This window comes from Streptomyces sp. NPDC049687 (assembly GCF_044465285.1).
Taxonomy (GTDB): domain Bacteria; phylum Actinomycetota; class Actinomycetes; order Streptomycetales; family Streptomycetaceae; genus Streptomyces.
This window is the reverse complement of record NZ_JBITLN010000001.1, coordinates 773,077-795,485: the sequence shown is the minus strand read 5'-3', so window position 1 is coordinate 795,485 and position 22,409 is coordinate 773,077. Positions and strand designations below refer to the sequence as shown.

16 protein-coding genes are annotated in these 22,409 nt (G+C 71.4%); 10 read left to right on the top strand and 6 right to left on the bottom strand.

What is annotated here, in order from left to right; genetic code table 11:
- Positions 1-149: 149 nt before the first annotated feature.
- The 5 genes from ACIBVL_RS03645 (at position 150) to fxsT (ending at position 10,948) form a co-directional block, all read left to right on the top strand.
- Positions 150-1,301 (top strand): glutathione-independent formaldehyde dehydrogenase, encoded by a 1,152-nt coding sequence (locus ACIBVL_RS03645; protein ID WP_399091112.1) that lies wholly within the window; start codon positions 150-152, stop codon positions 1,299-1,301.
- A gap of 85 nt (positions 1,302-1,386) precedes the next feature.
- Positions 1,387-3,669: an FdhF/YdeP family oxidoreductase gene (locus tag ACIBVL_RS03640; protein ID WP_399091109.1), complete on the top strand. Its 2,283-nt coding sequence runs from the start codon at positions 1,387-1,389 to the stop codon at positions 3,667-3,669.
- A gap of 216 nt (positions 3,670-3,885) precedes the next feature.
- Complete coding sequence (locus tag ACIBVL_RS03635; RefSeq protein WP_399092030.1) at positions 3,886-5,343, top strand: hypothetical protein; 1,458 nt, start codon at positions 3,886-3,888, stop codon at positions 5,341-5,343.
- Positions 5,340-6,461: a MoxR family ATPase gene (locus tag ACIBVL_RS03630; protein WP_399091106.1), complete on the top strand. Its 1,122-nt coding sequence runs from the start codon at positions 5,340-5,342 to the stop codon at positions 6,459-6,461. Before ACIBVL_RS03635 ends, ACIBVL_RS03630 begins: the two co-directional genes overlap by 4 nt.
- Complete coding sequence (fxsT, locus tag ACIBVL_RS03625; RefSeq protein ID WP_399091104.1) at positions 6,461-10,948, top strand: FxSxx-COOH system tetratricopeptide repeat protein; 4,488 nt, start codon at positions 6,461-6,463, stop codon at positions 10,946-10,948. The genes ACIBVL_RS03630 and fxsT overlap by 1 nt, the downstream gene beginning before the upstream one ends.
- Positions 10,949-11,013: 65 nt before the next feature.
- Here fxsT and ACIBVL_RS03620 read toward each other — a convergent pair whose 3' ends face one another.
- The gene (locus ACIBVL_RS03620) at positions 11,014-12,348 is read right to left on the bottom strand and encodes a cation:proton antiporter (RefSeq protein ID WP_399092027.1); all 1,335 of its coding nucleotides are present in this window, start codon (positions 12,346-12,348) and stop codon (positions 11,014-11,016) included.
- A gap of 299 nt (positions 12,349-12,647) precedes the next feature.
- On the opposite strand from ACIBVL_RS03620, the gene ACIBVL_RS03615 reads away from it, so the two are divergent.
- The 4 genes from ACIBVL_RS03615 to ACIBVL_RS03600 all read left to right on the top strand — a co-directional run bounded on the left by ACIBVL_RS03615 (position 12,648) and on the right by ACIBVL_RS03600 (position 16,902).
- Positions 12,648-13,700, top strand: coding sequence for a hypothetical protein (locus tag ACIBVL_RS03615; protein ID WP_399091101.1), 1,053 nt, complete (start codon positions 12,648-12,650; stop codon positions 13,698-13,700).
- Positions 13,697-14,797, top strand: a complete 1,101-nt coding sequence (locus ACIBVL_RS03610) for a caspase family protein (protein ID WP_399091098.1) — start codon at positions 13,697-13,699, stop codon at positions 14,795-14,797. The genes ACIBVL_RS03615 and ACIBVL_RS03610 overlap by 4 nt, the downstream gene beginning before the upstream one ends.
- 85 nt (positions 14,798-14,882) lie before the next feature.
- A complete protein-coding gene (locus tag ACIBVL_RS03605; RefSeq protein ID WP_399091095.1) occupies positions 14,883-15,062 on the top strand; it encodes a hypothetical protein in 180 nt (59 codons plus the stop codon).
- Between the two features lie 22 nt (positions 15,063-15,084).
- The gene (locus tag ACIBVL_RS03600) at positions 15,085-16,902 is read left to right on the top strand and encodes an HEXXH motif domain-containing protein (RefSeq protein WP_399091092.1); all 1,818 of its coding nucleotides are present in this window, start codon (positions 15,085-15,087) and stop codon (positions 16,900-16,902) included.
- Positions 16,903-16,909: 7 nt separating this feature from the next.
- Here the strand turns inward: ACIBVL_RS03600 and ACIBVL_RS03595 are convergent, their stop codons facing one another.
- On the bottom strand, positions 16,910-17,617 hold the full coding sequence (locus ACIBVL_RS03595; protein ID WP_399091089.1) for an SDR family NAD(P)-dependent oxidoreductase: 708 nt from the start codon (positions 17,615-17,617) through the stop codon (positions 16,910-16,912).
- Positions 17,618-17,718: 101 nt separating this feature from the next.
- On the opposite strand from ACIBVL_RS03595, the gene ACIBVL_RS03590 reads away from it, so the two are divergent.
- Entirely contained in the window at positions 17,719-18,549 is an 831-nt protein-coding gene (locus ACIBVL_RS03590; RefSeq protein ID WP_399091086.1) for a helix-turn-helix transcriptional regulator, read from the top strand.
- Between the two features lie 7 nt (positions 18,550-18,556).
- Here the strand turns inward: ACIBVL_RS03590 and ACIBVL_RS03585 are convergent, their stop codons facing one another.
- The 4 genes from ACIBVL_RS03585 to ACIBVL_RS03570 form a co-directional block, all read right to left on the bottom strand.
- A complete protein-coding gene (locus ACIBVL_RS03585) occupies positions 18,557-18,844 on the bottom strand; it encodes a DUF6355 family natural product biosynthesis protein (protein WP_399091083.1) in 288 nt (95 codons plus the stop codon).
- Between the two features lie 144 nt (positions 18,845-18,988).
- A complete protein-coding gene (locus tag ACIBVL_RS03580) occupies positions 18,989-19,894 on the bottom strand; it encodes an LLM class flavin-dependent oxidoreductase (protein WP_399091080.1) in 906 nt (301 codons plus the stop codon).
- 121 nt (positions 19,895-20,015) lie between these two features.
- Positions 20,016-21,089 (bottom strand): glycoside hydrolase family 5 protein, encoded by a 1,074-nt coding sequence (locus tag ACIBVL_RS03575; RefSeq protein ID WP_399091077.1) that lies wholly within the window; start codon positions 21,087-21,089, stop codon positions 20,016-20,018.
- A 183-nt stretch (positions 21,090-21,272) separates the two neighbouring features.
- Positions 21,273-22,310 carry a rod shape-determining protein gene (locus ACIBVL_RS03570; RefSeq protein WP_399091074.1) on the bottom strand — a complete coding sequence of 346 codons (1,038 nt, stop codon included), beginning with the start codon at positions 22,308-22,310 and terminating at the stop codon, positions 21,273-21,275.
- Positions 22,311-22,409 lie beyond the last annotated feature (99 nt).

Genomic DNA, 22,409 nt, shown 5'->3' with positions numbered 1-22,409 from the left:
AGTTCCCTGGAAGTATCCAATGAGGAAGCCAGAGCGCCTGCGGCTACGAACGGACCAAGGGGCTCCGTCTCGGTGTGTGATCCTCCCGGCAAGAGCCTCGGTCAGGGCGTTTCGTCGTCGCCACCCGGCGCTCGACGGAGGTGATTCAGGTGAAAGCCGTTGTCTACGAGAAGCCCTTCAGCGTAACTGTCCGGGATGTCGACGACCCACAGATCCAGCACCCGAACGACGTGCTGGTACGGGTCACGTCGACCGCCATCTGCGGGTCCGACCTGCACATGTACGAGGGCCGCACGGCGGCCGAGGCGGGCATCGTCTTCGGACACGAGAACATGGGCATCGTCGAGGAGGCCGGCGCCGGTGTGACCTCCCTGTCCAAGGGTGACCGTGTCGTCATGCCGTTCAACGTGGCCTGCGGGTTCTGCAAGAACTGCCTGGCCGGGAGGACCGGCTTCTGTCTGACGGTCAATCCGGGCTTCGCCGGCGGAGCCTATGGCTATGTGGCCATGGGACCGTTCATCGGCGGGCAGGCGGAGCGGCTGCGGGTGCCCTACGCCGACTTCAACTGTCTGAAGCTGCCGCCGGGCGAGGAGTTCGAGACCGATTTCGTGCTGCTCGCCGACATCTTCCCGACCGGCTATCACGGCTGCGAGCTCGCCCAGGTGTCCCCCGGTGAGAGCGTCGCCGTCTTCGGTGCCGGCCCGGTCGGCCTGATGGCCGCGTACTCCGCGCTGCTGCGCGGTGCGTCGAAGGTGTTCTCGGTGGACCGGGTGCCGGAGCGGCTCGCCAAGGCCGAGGAGATCGGGGCCATCCCGATCGACTTCACCGCGGGCAACCCGGCCGAGCAGATCAAGGAACACACGGACGGCGAGGGAACCGACAAGGGCGTCGACGCCGTCGGCTACCAGGCCCAGGCGCACGACGCGAGCCATGAGGAACCCGCCGTCGTTCTCAACACCCTCGTCGAGACGGTGCGGCCGACGGGCATGCTGGGCGTGCCGGGCCTGTACGTACCGTCCGACCCGGGCGGTCCCGACGAGAACGCCAAGCACGGCCAGCTGCTGGTCTCCATCGGCAGGATGTTCGAGAAGGGCCAGCGGATGGGCACCGGCCAGTGCAACGTCAAGCAGTACAACCGGCAGCTGCGTGACCTGATCATCGCGGGGCGCGCCAAGCCCAGCTTCGTGGTCTCCCACGAACTGCCGCTGGACGAGGCGCCGACCGCGTACGAGAAGTTCGACCAGAGGATCGAGGGCTACACCAAGGTCGTACTGCATCCCGGTCACGCGCTCGCCGCGTGAACCAGGGTGGTGTCGCGGGTCGGCTGCCGGAGCCAAGCCCGGCAGCCGGCCCGCACTGAGCATGGACACAGGCAAAGAGGCGGTCATGGCCGACAAGCCCGTCAACCCGACGTCGTCAGGTCCCAAGAAGGACAGCGTCGGAGTGCACGGCATCACCGAGTCCGCGCGGTACTCCCTGGCCGAAATGGGGCCGAGGCGGAGTCTGCAGACGCTGTTGAAGGTGAACCACACCGACGGTTTCGACTGTCCGAGCTGTGCGTGGGGCGACCCCGAACCCGGTCACCGGAAGATCGCGGAGTTCTGCGAGAACGGCGCGAAGGCGGTCGCCTGGGAAGCCACGCGCAAACGCGTCGGCGCGGCGTTCTTCGCCGAGCACCCCATCGCCGACCTGCGGAAGCGGGACGGTCACTGGCTGGAGGCGCAGGGCCGGCTGGCACAGCCGATGTATCTCGCCCCCGGCGCGACGCATTACGCGCCCCTGTCGTGGGAGGACGCGCTCGCGCTCGTCGCCGACCGCCTGCGCGGCCTCGCCGATCCGAACCGTGCCGTCTTCTACACCAGCGGCCGGACGAGCAACGAGGCCGCCTTCCTCTACCAGTTGCTGGCGCGCAGGTTCGGCACGAACAATCTGCCGGACTGCTCGAACATGTGCCACGAGTCGAGCGGTGACGCCCTGAGCGCGACCGTAGGTGTCGGAAAAGGCCTCGTCACCTACGCCGACATCAGCGATCAAGCGGACCTGATCATGGTCGTGGGCCAGAACCCCGGCACCTGCCACCCCCGGATGCTCACCGCGCTGGAAGACGCCAAGCGGCGCGGCGCCCGGATCATTGCCGCCAACCCGCTTCCCGAGGCCGGTTTCGGCCGCTACCACAACCCGCAGACCGCGCGCGGCCTGGCCGGCCCCGGAACGAAGATCGCCGACCGCTGGCTCCCGGTGCGCGTCAACGGCGACCTGGCCCTCTTCGCGGGTCTGAACCGGGCCCTGATCGACCGGGAGGACGCCGCGCCGGGGTCCATCCTCGACCACGAGTTCATCGACCGCTACTGCGAGGGCTTCGAGGAGGCGGCAGCGGCGTGGCGTGCCCTGGACTGGTCGCGGATCGAGACGATGTCGGGTCTGTCCCGCCGGCTGATCGAGGACTGCGCGGCAGACGTGATCGCCGCGGAGAGCGTCGTCGTCTGCTGGGCGATGGGGCTCACCCAGCACCGCAACGCGGTGGCCACCATCCGCGAGATCGTCGACTTCCTGCTGCTGCGCGGCAACATCGGACGCCCCGGTGCCGGGCCCGCCCCGATCCGCGGGCACAGCAACGTCCAGGGCGACCGCACCGTGGGCATCTGGGAGAAGATGCCGGACACGTTCCTGGACAGGCTCCGAGACGAGTTCGGGTTCGATCCGCCCCGGGCCCACGGCCTGGACACCGTCGACTCGATCAAGGCCATGCGCGACGGCGAGGTCGACGTGTTCATCGGCCTCGGCGGGAACTTCGCCGCGGCCACACCCGACACGGAGGTGACCGAGGCCGCACTGGCCAACTGCGCCCTCACCGTCCACATCGCGACCAAGCTGAACCGTTCCCACCTGTGCCACGGCACCGAGGCGCTCCTCCTGCCCTGCCTGGGACGCACCGAACGCGACCGGCAGGCCTCGGGCGAGCAGTTCGTCACGGTCGAGGACACGATGGCGATGGTGCACGCCTCGCACGGACGACTCCTCCCCGGGTCACCGCATCTGCGCAGCGAGGTCGCGATCGTCGCCGACCTCGGGCACGCGCTCTTCGGCGACGACCTCGGCTGGCGCGGCATGCGCGACGACTACGCCGTGATCCGCCGCCACATCGAGCACGTCATCCCCGGATTCCACGCCTACGAGCAGCGCGTCCGGCAGCCCGGCGGCTTCATGCTGCCCCGGGCACCGCGCGACTCGCGCACCTTCCCCACCCCGACCGGCAAGGCGCGCTTCACCGTCAACCCGCCGACCGCTTCCGAAGTCCCACCGGGGCATCTGCTGCTGACGACGGTACGGTCGCACGATCAGTTCAACACCACCGTCTACGGCCTCGACGACCGCTATCGCGGCATCAAGGGCGGACGCCGGGTCGTCTTCCTCAACAAGGACGACCTCCGCGACCTCCACCTCCACGACGGTGACCAGGTGGATCTGATCAGCGTCTACCCGGACGGTGAACGCCGCGCCGCCGGCTTCCGCGCCGTCCGCTATCCGACGCCGCGCGGCTGCGCAGCCGCCTACTATCCGGAGACGAACGTCCTGGTCTCGCTGGACTCCACGGCCGAGACGAGCAACACCCCCACGACCAAGTCCATCGTGATCCGCGTCGAACCCTCCGGCGGACAGCGGCGGTGACGACCCCTCTCCAAGCCGTCCGACGCTCGGGATTCGCCGCTCGCAGGGTGGCGACGTGTCAGGCCCGGGCCATACCCTGGACGTAGGGCGGCGGCGCCTGGACTACCCAGCGTCGATCGGGAGTTGGGGAGCGTGGGGGCCGTGACGGGGGGGCGTTTGTTCAGCGAGGGCAATGGCGTTCTTGCGCCGGGATTCGAGCATGAGCTGGTAGATCTGATGTGCGCGGTGACGGGACTCGATGCTCCGGAGGGGCGCGATCTCTTGATCAGTATGCTGGCGAGCCGGTTACCCGAACTGGGCGACATCCGGCGACACGGCCGGATGCGGCTCGAGATGCTGGAGATCGTCCGAGCCTGCCTGCGGGAGCCGCACGGGCTGCCCGCGCTGCTCGCCACGCTGCACGACTACGCCCCCAACGCGACCGCCGTGCTGAGGATCAGGGAACTGGTCCTCGCCTCCCCGGTGCTGGGCGTTCTGCCCGAAGCCGAGTTACGGGCCGTCCACACACTGCTGGCCCGTGTCCGTCATCTCGACGCGCACGGCGTGCTCTACGCCGCCGCCGGTGACCTCACCCTCCCGCAGCGCCCCGTGGCCACCCTCCGGGAGGCCTTCGACTTCCTCGCCAGGATCAACGCCCGCCCCGACGGTCTGCTCCCCGTGATGGTGCTGGTCGAGCATGTGATCACGGCGCTCGAGGAGTCCGACGTCCACCGGCCGGTCGCCCACGACCTGCGGGAATGGAACGACGTCCAGGCCGCCAAGCTCGGCCTGGGCGCGCAGCTCAAGGCGCTGCGCGCGGAGATCGCCCAGGGCCCGGTGGCACAACCAGCTCCGGCTTGCCTCGTTGTGCAGTTGTGCAGACACGGGATGAGCGCGGACCGGTATCTGCTGTCCCACTGGCGCCAGATACGTCCGGGCCCGTGGCGGCCGGAGCGCGGAGAGGACCAGGTCGTGGCCCTGAGTGAGGTCGAGGCCACCGTGGAGCGGCTGGTCTACCAGGCCGAGCAGGACTGGGCCGGGCGACCCGGCCGGCCGGTGCTGGAGTTCGTCCTGCCCCTGCATCTGCTGAACCATCCGATGGAGTGGCTGCCGATGGCGTCCCAGTCCACCTCATCGACCGCCCTGTGCCTGAGCTATCCGGTGGTGCTGCGGAGCCTGGAGCGGATGCGGGCGCGGGAGTTCCACCGTCGGTGGCACAACCGCTGGCAGCGGATGATGGGCGACCGCGACATCGTCTGCCACTGGGACACGACGGGCCGGCGCGGCCACGACCCCGTGCGGTGGAACAGCTTGCTCACCGCCGACGAGCGGCTGGTCTCCGTCGCGCTCAACGCCCCTCCGCTGCCGGGACCCGGCGGCAGCCAGGCCTCCCTGGAGGCCGCCCTGCGCGCGGGCGTGCCCCTGGCGGTGTGGGACCGCCGGCCGGCGGCCCCGGGCGAGTTCCGCAAACGGGTCAAGAAGCTGCTGAAGGGCAAGGCCATCGAGCTGCCGCAGCGTGTCCAGCACTTGCGGAACGAGGCGGCCACCGCCGCCGCGACGCAACGGGATTCGCACGCAGGACGACATCTCGCGGTTCTCTTCGATGATCCGAACCGCATCGTCGACTGGTCCGGATTTCCGGGGGCGGACCCCGGGAGCGCGCGGGGCGGACACAACGACGAGGGGGACTCATGAGCGGTGTCCATCATCCGGTCGAGAACAGCCGGAACGCAGGGGCCGTCGCCGGCCGCAGCTGGTGGATCTACCGAGGCACCGGGCAGCCGCTGACCGACATCCGCCTCGCGGACATCCTGCCCCCGCCACCCGGGTGGCGGGACTTCGACGGCGGCCCCGTGCTGCCGCCCGTGCCGGCCGAGAGCGCGGAGACCGACCGCCGGCTCGGGGTCGTGGGCCGGGCCACGCCCCGGCAGGATCCGCACGACATCGACATGATCAACACGGCCCTGCTGCTCCGCAGGCCGCTGCTGGTGACGGGCCGGCCCGGCATCGGCAAGTCCACCCTGGCCTACCTCGTCGCGCGCGAGCTGGGCCTGGGCCGCGTCCTGCACTGGGGCATCACCTCCCGCAGCACGCTGCGCTCCGGTCTGTACGAGTACGACGCCATCGGCCGGGCCCAGGCCTCCCTCGGACGCGGCACGGCCGGCGCCCCACTGCCGCCCGGCGCGTCCGGCACCCCGGACGGCGCGACCGAACCGGCCCCGGACGGCGGCGGTGCGAAGATCGGGGACTTCGTGCGGCTGGGCCCGCTGGGCACCGCCCTGCTGCCGTACGAGCTGCCGCGTGTCCTGCTCATCGACGAGCTGGACAAGAGCGACATCGATCTGCCCAGCGACCTCCTGCACGTCCTGGAGAACGGCTCGTACGACATCCCGGAACTGGTCCGCGCCCGCCACCACGAGGACCGGGCACAGGTGTACACCGACGACCCGGACGTCACGGTCACGGTGACCGACGGCCGGGTACGGTGCAGGGCCTTCCCCTTCGTCGTGATCACCAGCAACGGGGAGCGGCAGTTCCCGCCGGCCTTCCTGCGCCGCTGCGTCCGGCTGAATGTCTCGCCGCCGCGCGAGGACCAGCTCGCCGCCATGATCGCGGCCCACTTCCGGGACCAGGACGGACGGCACGACGCCATGATCCGCAGGTTCGTGGAACGCAGCCGGGAGAACGGCGGACTGGCCACCGACCAGTTGCTGAACGCCGTGTTCCTGCGGACGGCGGGCGTCCGGGAGGACGACGAGTCATGGGGCGAACTGCTGGACGCGCTGTGGCGTGAACTGTCGGGGGCGCCCTGATGGGTGACGACCCGCGCCCGTATCCGGAGGCCTTCGAAGTGGCGGAGGCACTGTGGCTGCTCGCGTACCAGACGCTCGCGGCGCGGTTGCCCCCGTCCACCCGTCCGCCACAGGCCCGGCCGGCGACCCTGTCCGCTCTCTCCGTGCTGCCCGAAACCTCCGGGCAGCCGCCGCCGGCCCGATCCACGCCCGACGGCGCGAGCGGGGGAGCGGGCGGCCCCGCGGCCGGCGGTACGACGGAGTCGCCCCCGCCGGCCGGCGGCGCGGCGGACGACCTCGCGCCGCACGAGCCGGCTCCCTCGGGCGACCCGGTCCAGCTGCCCTTCCGGCTTCTGCCCGGAAGGACGACGGAGTCCGGGGAGGAGGTTCCCCGGGATTTCCGGGGCGTGTATGTCCGGGAGGAGCCGGCGGAGCCGACGCCGGATCTGCGGGACGCGGCGGGCATCGGCCGCCGGCTGCGACCGCTGAAGCAGGTGGTGCCCTCGGCGTTCGAGATCGAGCTGGACGAGGAGGCCACCGCCGAGCACGCCGCCGAGGACGGCCTGTGGCTGCCCTACACCCGGCCGGCGGACGAGCGCCGCTTCGATCTGGTGCTGGTGGTGGACGATCACGCGACCATGGTCATCTGGGAGCAGACGATCACCGAGTTCACCGCCGTGGCGGAGCAGCTCGGGGCCTTCCGCGACGTACGGGTCCGCCGGCTGGGCCTTCGCGACACCCCCGCGGGCGAGGAGACGGTCCTGCGCGGCCCGTACGGCGACGACGCCGTCGGGGTCCCCGCCGAGCTGGTGGACCGCACCGGCCGCCGGATCATCCTCGTCCTGACCGACGGGCTCGGGCCGCTGTGGCGGGCCGAGGCGGGCCGAAAGGCGTTGGAGCTGTGGGCCGCCGCCGGGCCGACGGCGATGGTGCATCTGCTGTCGCAGCGGGACTGGCACCGCACCGCACTGACACCCCGGCAGGTGCGGCTGCGCAGTCCGCGCGCGGGCGCCCGCAACACCGAACTGTCCGTGGACTTCCCGGCGGAACATTTCGACCCGTTCGACCCGCCGCCCGAGAAGTGGACGGTCGCCGTCCCGGTGCTGGAGCTGGACGCCGACTGGCTGGGCCGCTGGGCCGGGCTGGTGGCCGGCGAGGAGTCCGGCTGGGTCGAGGCCTCCGCGCTGCTGCTGGGGGTGCCCGACCGGGCCGCACCGGAGGAGCCCGAGCCGCCGTTCGTCCTCCCGGCGCCCTCGGTGCAGGAGCGCATCCGCCGCTTCCGCAGCCATGCCACCCCTACGGCCTTCCGGCTGGCCACCCATCTGGCCGCCGCGATCCTCGAACCCCGCCTGGTGCGGGACGTCCAGCGCAAACTGGTGCCGGAGGCGCAACCGGTCCACCTGGCCGAGCTGTTCCTGAGCGGCCTGGTCGAACAGCCGCCGCCCGGCGAACCGCAGAGCGCCGCCTCCCGTGTTCCGCTGGACTTCGTCGACGGCGCACGCGAGGCACTGCTGTCCAGCGCGATGCGCGCGGACACCGCCCGGGTGGTGAGTTCGGTGTCCGCTTTCTACGGCGACCGTTTCGAGGCGGCCCGTGGACTGCACGGGGCCCTGCTCGCCCCGGAAGACGTGCCCGATCCGCCGCTGACGGCGGAGAACCTGCCGTTCGTCCGCGTCGAGCTGGCCGTTCTGCGTGCCCTCTCAGGGCCCTATCTGTTCCGTGCCCGCCGGATCAGCGCAGCCCTGGAAGGGGCCCTGCCGGGAGCGTCGATCACGGCGAACGCGGGGCACATAGTCCACGATGTCAGTAATGAACATGTAAATTCCGACACGGGCGGCCTGACCATGACCGACACCACTGCCAGCCAGCAACGCGAAGACGGGGGTTCCCCGAGCGGGACCCCGGTCCAGGGGCTTCCGGCCCCGAACCCCGACGGGCAGTCGGGTGCCGCGTCACCTCCACCCGGCAAACCGGTCCCGGGTCCGGCCGCACAACCGCACCAGCTCCCGCCGCGCAACGCCGTACCAGCCGTCTGGGGCAACGTCCCCCCGAACAACCCCAACTTCGTCGGCCGGGAGGATCTCCTCGCGCAGGTGCGGGAACAACTGGTGACCGGCGACACCTCGGCCGTGCTGCCGCACACCCTGCACGGCATGGGCGGTGTCGGAAAGTCCCAGATCGCCATCGAATACGTCTACCGGTACGCATCCGACTACGACGTCGTCTGGTGGATCCCCTCCGAACAGCCGACGATGATCCTGACCGCGCTCACCGAACTCGCCCACCGGCTGGGCCTGAACGTAAGCAGCGAGGCCAACCGGGCCGTCCCGGCGGTCCGTGAGGCACTGCGCCGGGGCCAGCCCTATGACCGATGGCTCCTGGTATTCGACAACGCCGAGAACGTCGAGGCCGTGCGCCCCTACTTCCCGACCGGCGGCACCGGGAAGATCCTCATCACCTCCCGGAACCAGGAATGGGACCGGGTGGCCAGGACCCTGTCCGTCGACGTCTTCACCCGCGAGGAGAGCAAGGCCCTGCTCCGCCGCCGGGCCCGCGACCTGAGCGACACCGACGCCGACCTGCTCGCCGAGGCCCTCGGCGACCTGCCGCTCGCCATCGAGCAGGCGGCGGCCTGGCAGGCGGTCACGGGGATGGCCGTGCCCGAGTACCTGCGGCTGATCAACGAGAAGATCGCCGAATTGATGCTCGAACTCGTCCCCTCACCCGACTACCCCATGTCGGTCGCCGCCGCCTGGGACGTCTCGCTGCGCCAGCTCGAACAGCGCAATCCCGCCGCGTTGCAACTCCTCCAGGTCTGCTCCTTCTTCGCCCCCGAGCCGATCTCCCGCAGCCTGTTCAACAACTCGCGCAGCACCACCATCGCCCCCGAGCTGGACGACGCCCTGCGCCACCCGATCAAGCTCGGCCGGGCCATCCGAGAGATCAACATCTACGCCCTGGCCCGCATCGAGCACCGGCACGACACCATCCAGCTGCACCGACTGGTCCAGGCGGTGCTGGTCAACCGAATGTCCCCGCAGCAGCAGGCGGACATGCGGCACGGCGCGCATCTGCTCCTCGCCGACGCCAACCCCAACGGCCCCGACTCGCGGGAGCTGTGGCCGCGTTACCAGGCACTGCTGCCGCACGTGGTGGTGTCACGGGCGGTGGAATGCGACTCACCCTGGGTGCGGGGCCTGGTCCGGGGGGTCGTCGAGTTCCTCTACGTCTGGGGCGACCACGAGGGCGCGGCGAGAATGGCCCGAGAGGCGCTGGCGATCTGGACCGAGAAGTTCGGCGCCGAGGACCAGCTGACGCTGGAGATGGCCAAGTGGCAGGCCTTCATCCTCCGCATGATCGGTGAGTACGAGGAAGCCGCCGACATGATGCAGCGCACCGCGGACATCTACCTCCGGATCGCGGGTGAGGACGACGAGGGCACCCTCGACGCCCTCATCCAGCTGTGTGACGGCCTGCGGCTGAAGGCCGAGATGGCGCGGGCGCTGGAGATCAACCGGTCCGTCTTCGAACGCTCGCTGCGCGCCTTCGGCGAGGACGACCCGGCCACCCTCCGCGCGGCCCACAGCCTCGGCGTCGGCCTGCGGCTGATGGGCCTGTACAAGGAGGCGCGGGCGCACGACACGGAGACGGCCCGCCTGCGCGCTCTCACCCTCGGCGAGAACAGCCTGGCGACCTTGAACACCCTCAGCGGGCTGTCCATCGACATCCGGGAGACCGGCGACTATCCGGCCGCCGTCATCCACCAGGAGGACGTCTACGCCCGCTATGTCGCCAACTACGGTGAGGACAATCCCGCCACCATCAGTTGCGGCCGCGTCCTGGCGGTGTGCCGCAGGCGCGCCGGTGACCACGACGGGGCGCTTCAGATGGCGGAGCTGGCGCTGTCGAAGTTCCAGAACCGCTACGGTCCCGATCACCCGGACGCCGTGGCCTGCGCGGCCAACCTGGTCGTCGACCTGCGCCAGGACGGCCAGCTCAGGCGGTCCAGGGAGATCGGTGAGGCGACCATCGGACGCTACGTGGCGAAGCTCGGCAGCGCCCACCCCTACACCTTGTCGGCCCGTACGAACGTGGCCATCACCCTGCGCCACATGGGGGACCTCGAGGCCGCCGGGGAACACCTCGCCGAGGCACTGCCGGGCCTGCGCGAGTCCCTGGGGGACGAGCACATCCTCACCCTGACCACGGTCATCGGCATGGCCAACCAGTACAGCGCCGAAGAGCGTCACGAGGAAGCCCTGGAACTGGACAGGCAGGCCCTGGAGAGCCTGACCCGGATCCTGGGCGAGGACCACCCCACCACGCTGGCCTGCGCCAACAATGTGGCCCTGGACCTGCGCGCGCTGGACCGCGTGGACGAGGCCACGGCCCTGCACACCGAAACCCTGACCCGCTTCCGCAGCAGGCTCGGCGAAAGCCACCCGGCGACCGTCGCCGCCGCGAGCAGCCAGCGGGCCGAGGTCGACATCGCCCCGGTGCCCTTCTAGGGCGAGCGGAAAGCGCCGAGCCGGTCGGGCCCTGGGCCCGACCGGCTCGGCATGCGCAGGGGACGCTACGGCTGTGGCGCCGGTTCGGCGTCGACGGTCGGGGTCTGCCCGGGATCCGTCCCGGGCAGACCCCGCGCCTTCTGGGTGCCGGCCAGGGTTCCGGTGCCGTCGGTCGGCGGCGTCTCGGCCGGCGGGCGCAGCAGCTCGATCAGCGGCCCCGAGGCAGCCGTGGTCACCAGCGCCATCACGACCAGCAGCGCGTAGAGGCGCGGGCCGATCACGTGGGCCTGCAACCCGACGTTGAGCACGATGAGTTCGGTGAGCCCGCGGGTGTTGAGCAGTACACCGATCAGCAGCGAGTCACGCCACGGCATACGGGCGCCGTGGGCCGACAGCGCGCCGGCGGTCACCTTGCTCAGCACCGCCGCACCGCAGATCAGCGCCAAGAGCAGCAGGTCGGACGCGTGCAGCCCGCTCAGCTTGACCGCCATCCCGGAGATCGTGAAGAACACCGGCAGCAGCAGTCCACCGGTCTCCTGGAGCGGGCGCAGCACCTGGCTGTCCGGAGAGCCGTCGGGCTGGCGGGGCATGATGATCCCGGCCAGCAGGGCACCGAAGATCACATGGAGTCCGAGCGCGCTGGTGACGCAGGCCGACCCCAGCGCCACGGCGACCGCGACAGGGACATGGTTGGTCATCAGGGCGCCCGGCCTGCGCATCCACCACACCAGCAGGGGCCGTACGGCGAAGACCATCACCAGGACGTACCCGATCAGCAGGGCCACCTTGCCGGTCCAGGTTCGCACCGATCCGTTCTCGGTGCCCACCAGGACCACGGCCAGTACCGGCCAGCTCAGCGCGTCGATGACACCGGCGGAGGCCATCGCGACCACACCCGGCCTGCTGCCGGCCAGCCCCTGGTCCCGGATGATGCTGGCCAGGACGGGCACCGCCGTGATGGACAGGGCGACCGCCATGTAGAGGGTGAAGGTGGCGTCGACGGGATGCCCACCGTTGGCGGAAGCGAATGCCCTGGGAAAGAGCAGCACGATCCCGGCACCCATCAGCATCGGAATGACGAATCCGCCCAGGGATACGGCCGTCACCGCCCGCTGATTGCGCAGCAGACCGAGGTCAAGTTCATAACCGACAGCGAAGAGAAAGAGAACCAGCGCCACTTGCGCGAGCGAGCTCAGAATTGGCTGGATCTGCTCAGGGAAGAGGGTTTCGTATACCCGGCCCGGTGCCAGGCCCAGCAGACTGGGGCCGAGCGCGATGCCCGCGAATAACTGCCCGATGACCGATGGCTGCCCGAGCCTGCGGGCAGCCGCGCCCAGGACGTAGGAGGCCGCGATCACCACCGCGAGAGCTGCGACGACGTGAGTGACGATCAAGTCCATGCTCACCGGCGTTCCCCTTCCGGCAAGTGCCGCCCACTGTGGCACAGTCAGTACGGAGTGTAGCCGGGTTCCCCGTGAGTGACCTATTGTTGACACCGTTTGGTATATGCCGTCATGGACGGGGGGCAGCTGTGACGACGGTGTTATTCGTACACGGCACAGGAGTGCGTGAGCCGGGATTCAGCGCCACTTTCGAACTCGTACGGGAGGGCTTGCGGTCTTTCCGGCCCGATGTCCGCATGAATTCCTGCTATTGGGGCGGAAGCGCCGGATCAGTGCTGCATTCGAACGGTATCTCCGTGCCAGGGTACGGAACGGGGCGCGGAATACCGGAAGCCGGTTCCGACACAGGAGCCGACGACCTCGACGAGGACGTCGAGTTCTGGGGCCTCCTCTATCTCGATCCCCTGCTCGAGTTGCGCCTGCTCACCGAGGAACCCGCCACCCGCGCGGAACTGGCGCCGGGCGCGCGACCGCCGGGCGAGGCCCTCTCCTCGGCGGCCCTGTCCCTCACCGGGGACACCGGGCTGCGTCGGCTGCTGGACGCCGCGGGGATCGCGGAGGACTTCGCCGCCGCCGTGGCCGCCGTACTCACCGCCCCCGACGGCCGCAGCTACCTGCGCACCCCCGCCGCGGACGCCGGGACGGCCGTACTGGCAAGGGCGTTCGTCGCCGAATCCGTACGCCGCCGGACCGGGCGGGAAGGACCGGCACCGGCCCTCGACGGCACCGCCCGCGACGCGGCCGTCGCCCGGATCGCCGACCTGCTCCCCGGAACCCCCGGCCCCGACGAGAGGGGAACGCACCGCGGCCCGGTCACCCGGCGGGTCAAGCGGCTGGCCGGACGGCTGGCGCTCGGCCTGGCCTCCGCCCAGGCGGTGAAACGGCGTTCGGCACTCACCGACGCCGCCCACCCGGCGGCCGGTGACGTACTGCTCTACCTGGCCCGGGGCGCCGCGATCCGCGAGGCCGTCGCACAGGCGGTACGGACCGCCGAACCCCCGGTCGTCCTGCTCGCCCACAGCCTCGGCGGCATAGCCTCGCTGGACCTGCTGGTGCTGCGGCCGCTGCCCGAGGTCGCCCTGCTGGTCACCGTCGGCTCCCAGGCACCGTTCCTGTACGAACTGGGAGCGCTGCCCAGCCTGGAGCACGGCAGCCCCCTGCCCGCACACGTACCGCGCTGGCTGAACGTGTACGACCGGCGCGACCTGCTCGGCTATGTCGGCGCCGGCGTCTTCCCCGGCCGGGTCCAGGACATCGCCCTCGACAGCCGCCAGCCCTTCCCCCTCTCGCACAGCGCCTACTGGAGCAACCCTGAGCTGTACCGCCTCCTCGCCGGGGAGCTGCCGTGACCGCCGCCCGCCCGGACCGTACGTACGCCGTCGTCGTCGGCGTGGAACGCTATGCCGCCGGCCCGTCCTGGGACCTGCCGGGCCCCGCCGCCGACGCCCGCCGCTTCACCGCCTGGCTGCGCGGGCACGGCGTGCCCGCCTCCCACATCTTCCTGCTGCTGGACCCCTTGGCCGGGGCCGGCGGACCGGAGGTCGATGTCACGGCCGCTCCCGCCGGGCGTGAGGCCGTGCAGGAGGTGCTGACCCGCCGGCTGCCCGCGCTGGACGGCGATCTGCTCTGGGTGTTCTGGGGCGGCCACGGCGTCACCGACCCGCAGGGGCACCGCAGGCTCTTCTACGCCGACGCCGCCGCCGACGACCGGCGCAACCTGGACCTGGACGCCTGGCTGACCGCCTTCACCACCGACCTCCTGCCCGGCTTCCGGCGGCAGGTCTGGCTGGTGGACTCCTGCCAGACCTTTGTCGAGGACCTCGGTTTCGCCCGCGCCCTGCCCTCCGAACTCCCCCCGGGCGGCGACCGGTTGCCCGCCCGGGAACAGTTCGTCCTGCTGGCCTCCGGCCCCGGACAGCGCGCCGTCAACGACCCCGCGCGGCAGACCGGGGCGTTCTCCCGGGCGGCGCTCGCCGCCCTGGCCGCCACGGACGGCGGGTGCTGGCCACCGGACATGAACGTGGTCGCGGAAACCGTGATCGGGCAGTTCAACGAGGGGGCACAGCGGCCCACCTCGCTCTGGTACCGGTCAGGGGCCGGCGACGTACGCCACCTCGCGTTCCCCGCGCCCCGGCGTCGCGAGGAACCGGTGCCGGACGCCGCGCTGACCGCACTCGTCAACCTGCTGGCGGGGTGGCCCACCATGGCGGACCGCGACCACCGCCAGCTCGTGCTCGACGGGCTGCCCACCGACCAGGCCGGTGCCATCCGCCGGCTGGCGGCGCCACGGCCCGACATCATCAGCATCGTACGAACCAGCTGTCGCTACCCCGATGGCCTGGCCGAACTCGTCAGGGCGCTCGCCGACGTCGAGCCGGGCTCGCTGGAGCAGAGCGAGCTGAAGGACTGGGCCGACCGCTGGCTGCCGCCGGACCCCGGAGTCTGAGCGGCTGATCACGCTCTTCCCCAACCCTTCTGCCTGCGTCATCATGAAGTCATCGGGATGCAGGGCGTTTCTCAGGGGGAGCCGCATGAATACGTCCACCGAGTTCATGGGGTCCGAACTGGTCGATCTCAGTGAGATCCCGCTTTCCGCTCTTCGGGCACAGAGCCCGGACGCCTATGCGCCGTCACTGGACCGGTTGCTGCGGCAAATCGAACGGCCACGGGTCAACTTCGCCGGCGGTGAAAAACCGGGACGGGCTGACTGAGGGTTCCCGGGGAGGGAGATCTGTGCAGCCCCACGGACGCTCGGAACCCGCCCACACCGCTCACCACCTCGTCCCCTCGGCGTACTTCGACGAGCTGGCCGCGGGCCGGGGTGGCCCCGACCTGATCCGTTTCCTGTGGACGACCGAGTACAGCAGGCGGCTCCTGCTGCTGAGGACCCTGCTCGACGCCGTTGCCGCCACCCCCGGCGGGCTGGGCCCGCTGCCGCCCGTGGACAACGCGTGGGACATCCTGACGGCGGCCCAGAAGCGCGCTCCGGAGCCCTTCCGGGAGCTGCTGATGCACCCGCAGATCGGGATCTGGCTCGGACACAGCCTGCGCAGGCTGTCCCGCACGGCCTGGGGCGACGGACCGCTCTGGACCGATCTCGGTCATCTGCACGCCGTGTGCTCCGTGGCCGCGCTGCGTTCCGGCCTGTCGCTGCGTACCACCGTGCCGTTGCGCGACGGCACCGCGATGTTCCCCACCCTCGGGCTCGCCCGTTTACCGGGCCGTCCGCACTGGGGGACGGCGGAGGTGGTGGTGGAGGCCGGACGGCTGAGGGTGGACCCGCACGGCGCGTGCGTGGGCCCGCCCGAGCGGTCCGAGCTGCCCGACGGGGACGCCCCCGGATGGCAGGGACTGCGCAGACTGCGGGCGGACGTGGCGGGACGGTCGCTGACCGTCTGGCTGGACGACATCGACCCCTACCGGGACCTCAGCGAACCCCTGCCCCCGCAGCGCCTCGGCAAGGACGAGATCACCCGCTGGCAGGAGCGGTTCGACCACGGGCTGGATGTCCTCGTGGGCAGCGACCCGGGCATGGCCGCCGCCATCGCGGAGGGGCTGCGCAGCGTCACGGCGGTACCCCAGTCGCCGACCGGGGTCGTCCTCAGTGCCTCCTCCGGCGACGCCTTCGGCGGCATGCTGACGTCGCTGCCGCCGGATCCGGCGACCATGGCGGTCACCCTGGTCCACGAGTTCCAGCACACCAAACTGGGCGCGCTGCTGCATCTGCTGACGCTGGAACAGGACAGCGGCACCGAACGCCACTACGCCCCCTGGCGGCCCGACCCCCGCCCCCTGAGCGGCCTGCTCCAGGGCGCGTACGCCTTCCTGGGGATCACCGACTTCTGGTGCCGGTACCTGGACCGGGCGCCGCAACGGCGGCTGGCGGAATTCGAGTTCGCGTTACGCAGACGGCAGACCCGGGACGCCCTCGGCGTCCTCGGGGCCGATCCCGGTCTGACCGCACACGGACGCCGCTTTCTGCGGGGCATGGCAGCCCGGCTGCCGAACTGGTGGTCCGACAACCGGGTACGGCCGGACACCGCCGCCCTGGCCGAGTTCGCCGCCACCGACCACCGCACCGGCTGGCGGATCCGGCATCTGGCCCCCGCCCCGGATGACGTCCGTGCGCTGGCCAGGGCGTTCGCCGCCGGTGCCGCGGCCGACTGCCGTATCGCCGAGTCCTCCGTCGTCCCGGACCTCGCCGCCTCGTGGTCGTACGCCCGTATCGGCCTGATCCGGCAACGACTCGCGGCGCCCTCCGAGGACGGCGACTGCCCGGAGCCCTCCGCCGCCGACCGTGCCCTCGTCGGCCGGGATCCCGCCGCACCGGAGGCCTACGCCCGCCTCCTGGCCGACGATCCCGAAGCCCCCGAGGCCTGGACCGGCCTGGTCCTCGCCCTCGCCGCAGCCGACCCCGCCGCCCGCCCGCTGCTGCGGCGCCCCGAGTTCCCGCGCGCGATCCACCGCGAGCTCCGCCTCTCCGGCACCACGGCCGACCCCCGGCAGGTCGCCCTCTGGTTCGCCGCCGGCCCGGCCGGCCGCCGGCCGTGAGGCGGGGTCACCAGGGCAGCGGCCCTTCGGCGTCGAAGTAGCCACCCGTCGGCCCGTCCGGACCCGCCTGCGCCATGCGGACGATGATCTCGGCACCCTGCTCCACGGTCTGCACGCCGGTGTTGCCGTTCAGGTCGGTCTTGGTGAAGCCGGGTTCGACCGCGTTGATCCGCATGGCCGGGAACGCCTTCGCGTACTGCAGCGTGACCATGTTCAGGGCGGTCTTCGACGCCGGGTACGCGACGCCCGGATAGGCGTGCGCCGGAGTGCTCGCGTCGGAGACCAGGGTCAGGGAGGCCAGACCGCTGCTGACGTTGACGACCACCGGGGCCGGCGAGCGCCGCAGCAGCGGCAGGAACGCGTGGGTGACACGCACCGCGCCGAAGACGTTCGTCTCGAACACCTCCCGCATGGCGGCCGCGGTCGTCTCCGCGGCGCCGGGCACGCTGTTGCCGGGGCCGCGGGACTCGATGCCCGCGTTGTTGACGAGGACGTCCAGGCCGCCGTCGGCCTCGACGGTCCTGGCCGCGGCCTCGACGGAGGCGTCGTCGGTGACGTCGAGCAGGACGGCCCGCGCACCCAGCAGTTCGGCGGCCCGGCGGCCGCGCTCGGCGTCACGGCTGCCGATGTAGACGGTGTGGCCGGCGGCGAGCAGCCGGCGGGCGGTCTCGAAACCGAGGCCCTTGTTCGCTCCGGTGATCAGTGTCGTCGTCATGCCCTCAGACTGCGGCCGGGGACGGGGAGCAGACAGGACCCTCGTCTTCCTGGGACCGCCAGTACCAGGACGACGCGGGCAGCGCGGTGCACAGTGGTGGCATGGCTGGCACGGAGTTCGGGCGTACGGTACGGCGGTGGCGGGACCGGGTCTCCCCGGACGCGGCGGGACTGCCCTCGGGCGGCCACCGGCGCGCACCGGGGCTGCGCCGCGAGGAACTGGCGATGCTGGCGGGTATCTCCGTCGACTACGTGACCCGGCTGGAACAGGGCCGTGCCGTCAATCCCTCGGAGCAGGTCGTCGAGGCCCTCGGGCGGGCGCTGCGGCTCTCCACGGCCGAACGCGAGCACCTGTTCCACTCCGCCGGGCTGGTGCCGCCGGGACACGGCACGGTCCCCGCGTACATCGCGCCTAGCGTGCACCGGATGCTGGACCGGCTGACGGGGACGCCGGTGGCGGTCTCCGACGCGTCGTGGACGCTCCTGCTGGCCAATCCGCTCCACACGGCGCTGATGGGGGAGCGGCACGGCCGGGAGCGCAACGGCGCGTGGCGCACGTTCCTGGGCTCCGGTGAGAGCCGTGTCCGCCACACCCGGCAGTCCCGTGAGGCGATGGAGGCCGCGGTGGTCGGCGATCTGCGCGCGGCGGCGAGCCGCTACCCCGCCGACCAGCGGCTGCGCCGGCTGATCGCGGAACTGCGCGCGCACAGCGCCCGGTTCGCCGAGCTGTGGGAGTCCGGGGCCGTGGGACACCACGAGGCCTCCCTGAAGACCGTCGAGCATCCCCAGGTCGGCCCCGTGACCCTCGACTGCGATGTGCTCAGCGTCGCGGGCAGCGACCTGCGCATCATGATCTACACGGCCGAACCGGGCAGCCAGGACGCCGAACGCCTGGAACTGTTGTCGGTCGTGGGCCTGCACACCCTCGGATGACCGCCGCTCAGCAGGTACGACCGGTGTAGTGGGCGCCCTGGATCTTGGCGGCGGAGCCCAGCCAGGACGTGCCGGGTCCGACGCACGTCTCGTAGTCGGGCGCCCAGGCGACCTCGACCTTGATGACCACCCGGGAGCCGTCCGAGGTGCAGTGGTTGTAGAAGGCGTCCGATCCGGTCTCGTAGAAACCGCACGGGGCGGCGGCCGCGGGGCTCGCGGCGGCCACCCCGCTGACGGAAGCGAGAACGAGGGCGGCGAGACCGAGGCTGCCGGTCACCAGACGACGAACACGCAAAGGAGGACTCCTTACCGGTGGGGACCAGGACCCGCGGAACCCGGGCCCGCTGGTCGGTCGAATGCCCGCCCAGGATCGTCGCCCCGTCCCGGCCGGTGCGCGAAACGCGGCACCGTTCACCCAACGGATCGTTTCACCGCTCCCTCAATGGAGTGATACGCCCGGGTTCTCGTGCCCAGCCCGGCCCCACGCCTCCAGCACGGCCTCCAGCTGCCGCAACGGCTCCTCACCCACGATCCGCAGGACGACGGTCCCCGCGCCCGCCGCCGCGAGCTCCCCGATGTTCCCCGCGGCCTCCTCGGGCGTGCCGGAGACGGTGAACACCTCCTCCTGCGGCCGGCCGAGCCAGGCGCCGTGCCCCTCGGTGTGCGGGTGGAGGGTGCGGGCCACCTCGTCGGGGTCGTCGCCGACGCAGGCGAAGGAGAACGCCGTCAGAGTGTGCTCGGGACCCGCGCCGCCCTTGCCGGTCAACGCGCGGATGTTCGCCAGATCGCGCGGACCGTGACCCTCGGCGACCAGCGTGCCGTCCGCGACCCGCCCGGACAGCTCGAGCGACCGGGGCCGTACGACACCCGCGACGACGGGCGGCACCTCGACCGCCGGATGCACCAACCGGACCCCGTCCAGCCGCACTTCCCGCCCCTCCAGCTCCACCCGCTCCCCGCGCAGCAGCGCGCGCACCGAGGTGATCGTCTCCTCCAGGAGGGCCAGCGGCGAACGCGCCGCGACGCCGACCTGGGCCATCCACTCCGGCACCCCGTGTCCGATCCCGGCGACCAGCCGTCCCGGGAACACCCGTGCCAGCGTGGCGAGTTCCATGGCCAGCAGCGCCGGACTGCGCAACGGCGCCGGCGCGATCCCGATCCCGACCCGCATCCGCTCGGTCGCCCCCAGCGCCACGGCCGCCGCCGACACCCCGCCGTTCCACCCGAGATCCTCGACCACCCACAGGTCGTCGACCCCGATCCGCTCGACTGCCCGCGCGAACCCGGGCAGCCCTTCCGGCGCCCAGTCGCGGTCGTACATCACACCGATCCGTACGTTCGTCATCCGAGGAAACTATGCGGCGGGCGGCGCGTGGATCAACGGTGTATCAGGTCTTGCCCGCGCATGCGGGTGCGGGCCCGCCGATCGGGGGACCGGCGGGCCCGCTGACAGGGATGGGCGGTGGTCAGTTCCGGACCGGCTTCCCCCGCCCCCAGCCCCACGCGAGGCGGTCCGCGCCGGACTGGTTGGTGGTGGCCAGCCAGGGGCGGTTGGGGTCGCCGACGAGCTTCTGGAGGGAGTACGTGTCGTCGGTGCGCAGGCCCGGCCAGTACACCGAGCCCATCTTCAGCTCGCGGAAGGTGTCGGTGACGGCCTGGACGTAGTTGATGAAGTTGTTGTCCGGGGTCTTCACGTTGTAGTTCAGGCCGTCCGTCATGGGCGCGCCGAACTCGTCCGCCACGGTCCGGCCGGCGCAGTCGCCGATGCGCACCTTCAGGTCGGCCACCCACTCGTCGTAGGTGGCGTACGACTTCCAGAAGCCGTAGTGGTGCAGGGAGAGGTACGTGCCCTTCAGGCGCGGGTCGGCGCAGACCGAGGTGACGTGGTCGTTGTAGCCGGCGCCGCTGACGAAGACCCGGTTGCGGGGGACGGAGGGGTAGGTGTTCAGCCACTTCGCGGCGATGTCGGCCCACTGGCTGTCGGTGTAGCCGTGCGGCTCGTTCATCGGCTCGAAGTAGACGCGCTTGTCGTTCTTGTACGCCTTGACGACGGTGTTCCACATCGGCCAGTAGGTGGCCTCGTCGTCGATGTAGCCGTCCTTGCGGTCACCCGTGCCCTCCCAGTAGGAGACGATGACCTTGAAGCCCTTGTCGGACGCCGCGTCGATGACCCCGCGGTACGACTTCCAGTACGCGCCGTTGACCGTGTACGGGTTGATCGGCAGCCGGACCGTGTTGGCGCCGAGGTTCGCGCGGAACGCCGAGATGATCCGGCTCGCCTTCGCGTACGTCTGCCGGTAGGTGTCCGAGGTCGACAGACCGGACAGCTGGAGGTAGTCGTCGGCGAAGTTGTCGCGCGGGTCCGCCCAGTTCACACCCTTGAACTGGGTTGTGTCGGCGGCCGGGGCGGCGGAGGCGGACGCCGGGGCGGCGGCGAGGGTGGTGCCGCCGACCGCGGCGACGGCGACCGCGACGAGGGCGGCACGCAGGCGGGGGGACCAGGTGGAGGGGGTGGAGGCTCTGGTGGGGGTCTGGCGCATCGACTTGCCCTTTCAGGACGACGATGTTTGCGTAAACATCGCAGCTCGTCCGTGGCTGATGTTTACGTAAACATGGCGGCGCCGGAATCGTGGCACCCGGCCAGGTGATCGTCAAGGTTTCGCGCACGTAACGTTTGCGAGGGGAGTGACCGGAGGGGGCTGCGAGCAGGGCCGCGCCCGGGATCAGTTCCCCAGCGGCGCCAGCGTCAACGGGGCGATCTTGCCCTCCAGCATCGCGCCCAGGCCCTGTGCGGCGCAGATGTCCGGCCGTTCCGCGATGTGCACCGGCATGCCGGTTGCCTGGCGCAGCATGTGGTCGAAGCCCGGCAGCAGGGCGGACCCGCCGACCATCATGATCCCCCGGTCGGCGAGGTCGGCGACCAGATCCGGCGGGCACTCCCGCAGCACCCGGCCGATGCCGTCGAGCACGGCCGTCAGCGGGGTCTCGATCGCGTCCCGCACGGCGGCGGTGTCGACCTGGACGGAACGGGCGAGGCCGGTGGCCACGTCCCGCCCGTGGATCTCCGTGGACGTCGGGCCGTGCGGGCTGAGGCCGTTGCCGGAGAGGGCCAGCTGCAGGGGTCGCACGGACTGGCTCGGCAGCACCAACTCGTGTGCGTGGCGCAGGTGTTGCACGATCGCGTGGTCCACGGCCTCACCGCCGACCGGGATCCGCTCGGCGGTCACGATGGAGCCCAGGGAGAGCACCGCGACCTGGGTCGCGGCCGCCCCGCACACCATGATCATGGTGGCTTCCGGACGCTCGACGGGCAGTCCGCACCCGACGGCGGCGGCGATGAGGGTGTCGACGAGTTCCACGCGGCGGGAGCCGAGGCCGACGAGCGTCTCGATCGTGGCGCGCTGGGCGAGCGGGCCGGCGTCGTGCGGGGTGCAGGCGGCGGCCCGCAGGAACGGCTTGCGGCGCAACTGGCGGCGGATCTTGTCGCCGATCAGATGCCGCAGCATGCGCTGGGCCATCTCGATGTCGATGACCGTGCCGCCGGAGACCGGGCGCATCACCCGGATGTAGTGGGGTGTGCGGCCCGTCATCCTCTCGGCGAACTCACCGACCGCGATCAGCGCGCCGGTGCGGGTGTTCACGGCGGCGACGGACGGCTGGTCCACGACGAGCCCGGCGCCCCGCACGTACACCCGGGTCCGCGCCGCACCGAGGTCGACGGCGAAATGGCAGCGGCGCAACTGCTCCAGACTGGCGGTCATGGCGGTTCCTCCCGAGAGCGCGGACCGTGGGGCCGCCTTGGGCGGCGGGCCTCTCGTGCGGGTGGGCCGCCGGGCGGTCGGCCTCCTTCACATCGTGCG

Excerpts from the sequence above, each read along its gene's own strand:
- ACIBVL_RS03640 (WP_399091109.1), top strand. The coding sequence starts at position 1,387 with ATGGCCGACAAGCCCGTCAACCCGACGTCGTCAGGTCCCAAGAAGGAC.
- ACIBVL_RS03635 (WP_399092030.1), top strand. The coding sequence starts at position 3,886 with ATGTGCGCGGTGACGGGACTCGATGCTCCGGAGGGGCGCGATCTCTTG.
- ACIBVL_RS03630 (WP_399091106.1), top strand. The coding sequence starts at position 5,340 with ATGAGCGGTGTCCATCATCCGGTCGAGAACAGCCGGAACGCAGGGGCC.
- fxsT (WP_399091104.1), top strand. The coding sequence starts at position 6,461 with ATGGGTGACGACCCGCGCCCGTATCCGGAGGCCTTCGAAGTGGCGGAG.
- ACIBVL_RS03620 (WP_399092027.1), bottom strand. The coding sequence starts at position 12,348 with ATGGACTTGATCGTCACTCACGTCGTCGCAGCTCTCGCGGTGGTGATC.
- ACIBVL_RS03605 (WP_399091095.1), top strand. The coding sequence starts at position 14,883 with ATGAATACGTCCACCGAGTTCATGGGGTCCGAACTGGTCGATCTCAGT.
- ACIBVL_RS03595 (WP_399091089.1), bottom strand. The coding sequence starts at position 17,617 with ATGACGACGACACTGATCACCGGAGCGAACAAGGGCCTCGGTTTCGAG.
- ACIBVL_RS03590 (WP_399091086.1), top strand. The coding sequence starts at position 17,719 with ATGGCTGGCACGGAGTTCGGGCGTACGGTACGGCGGTGGCGGGACCGG.
- ACIBVL_RS03580 (WP_399091080.1), bottom strand. The coding sequence starts at position 19,894 with ATGACGAACGTACGGATCGGTGTGATGTACGACCGCGACTGGGCGCCG.
- ACIBVL_RS03575 (WP_399091077.1), bottom strand. The coding sequence starts at position 21,089 with ATGCGCCAGACCCCCACCAGAGCCTCCACCCCCTCCACCTGGTCCCCC.
- ACIBVL_RS03570 (WP_399091074.1), bottom strand. The coding sequence starts at position 22,310 with ATGACCGCCAGTCTGGAGCAGTTGCGCCGCTGCCATTTCGCCGTCGAC.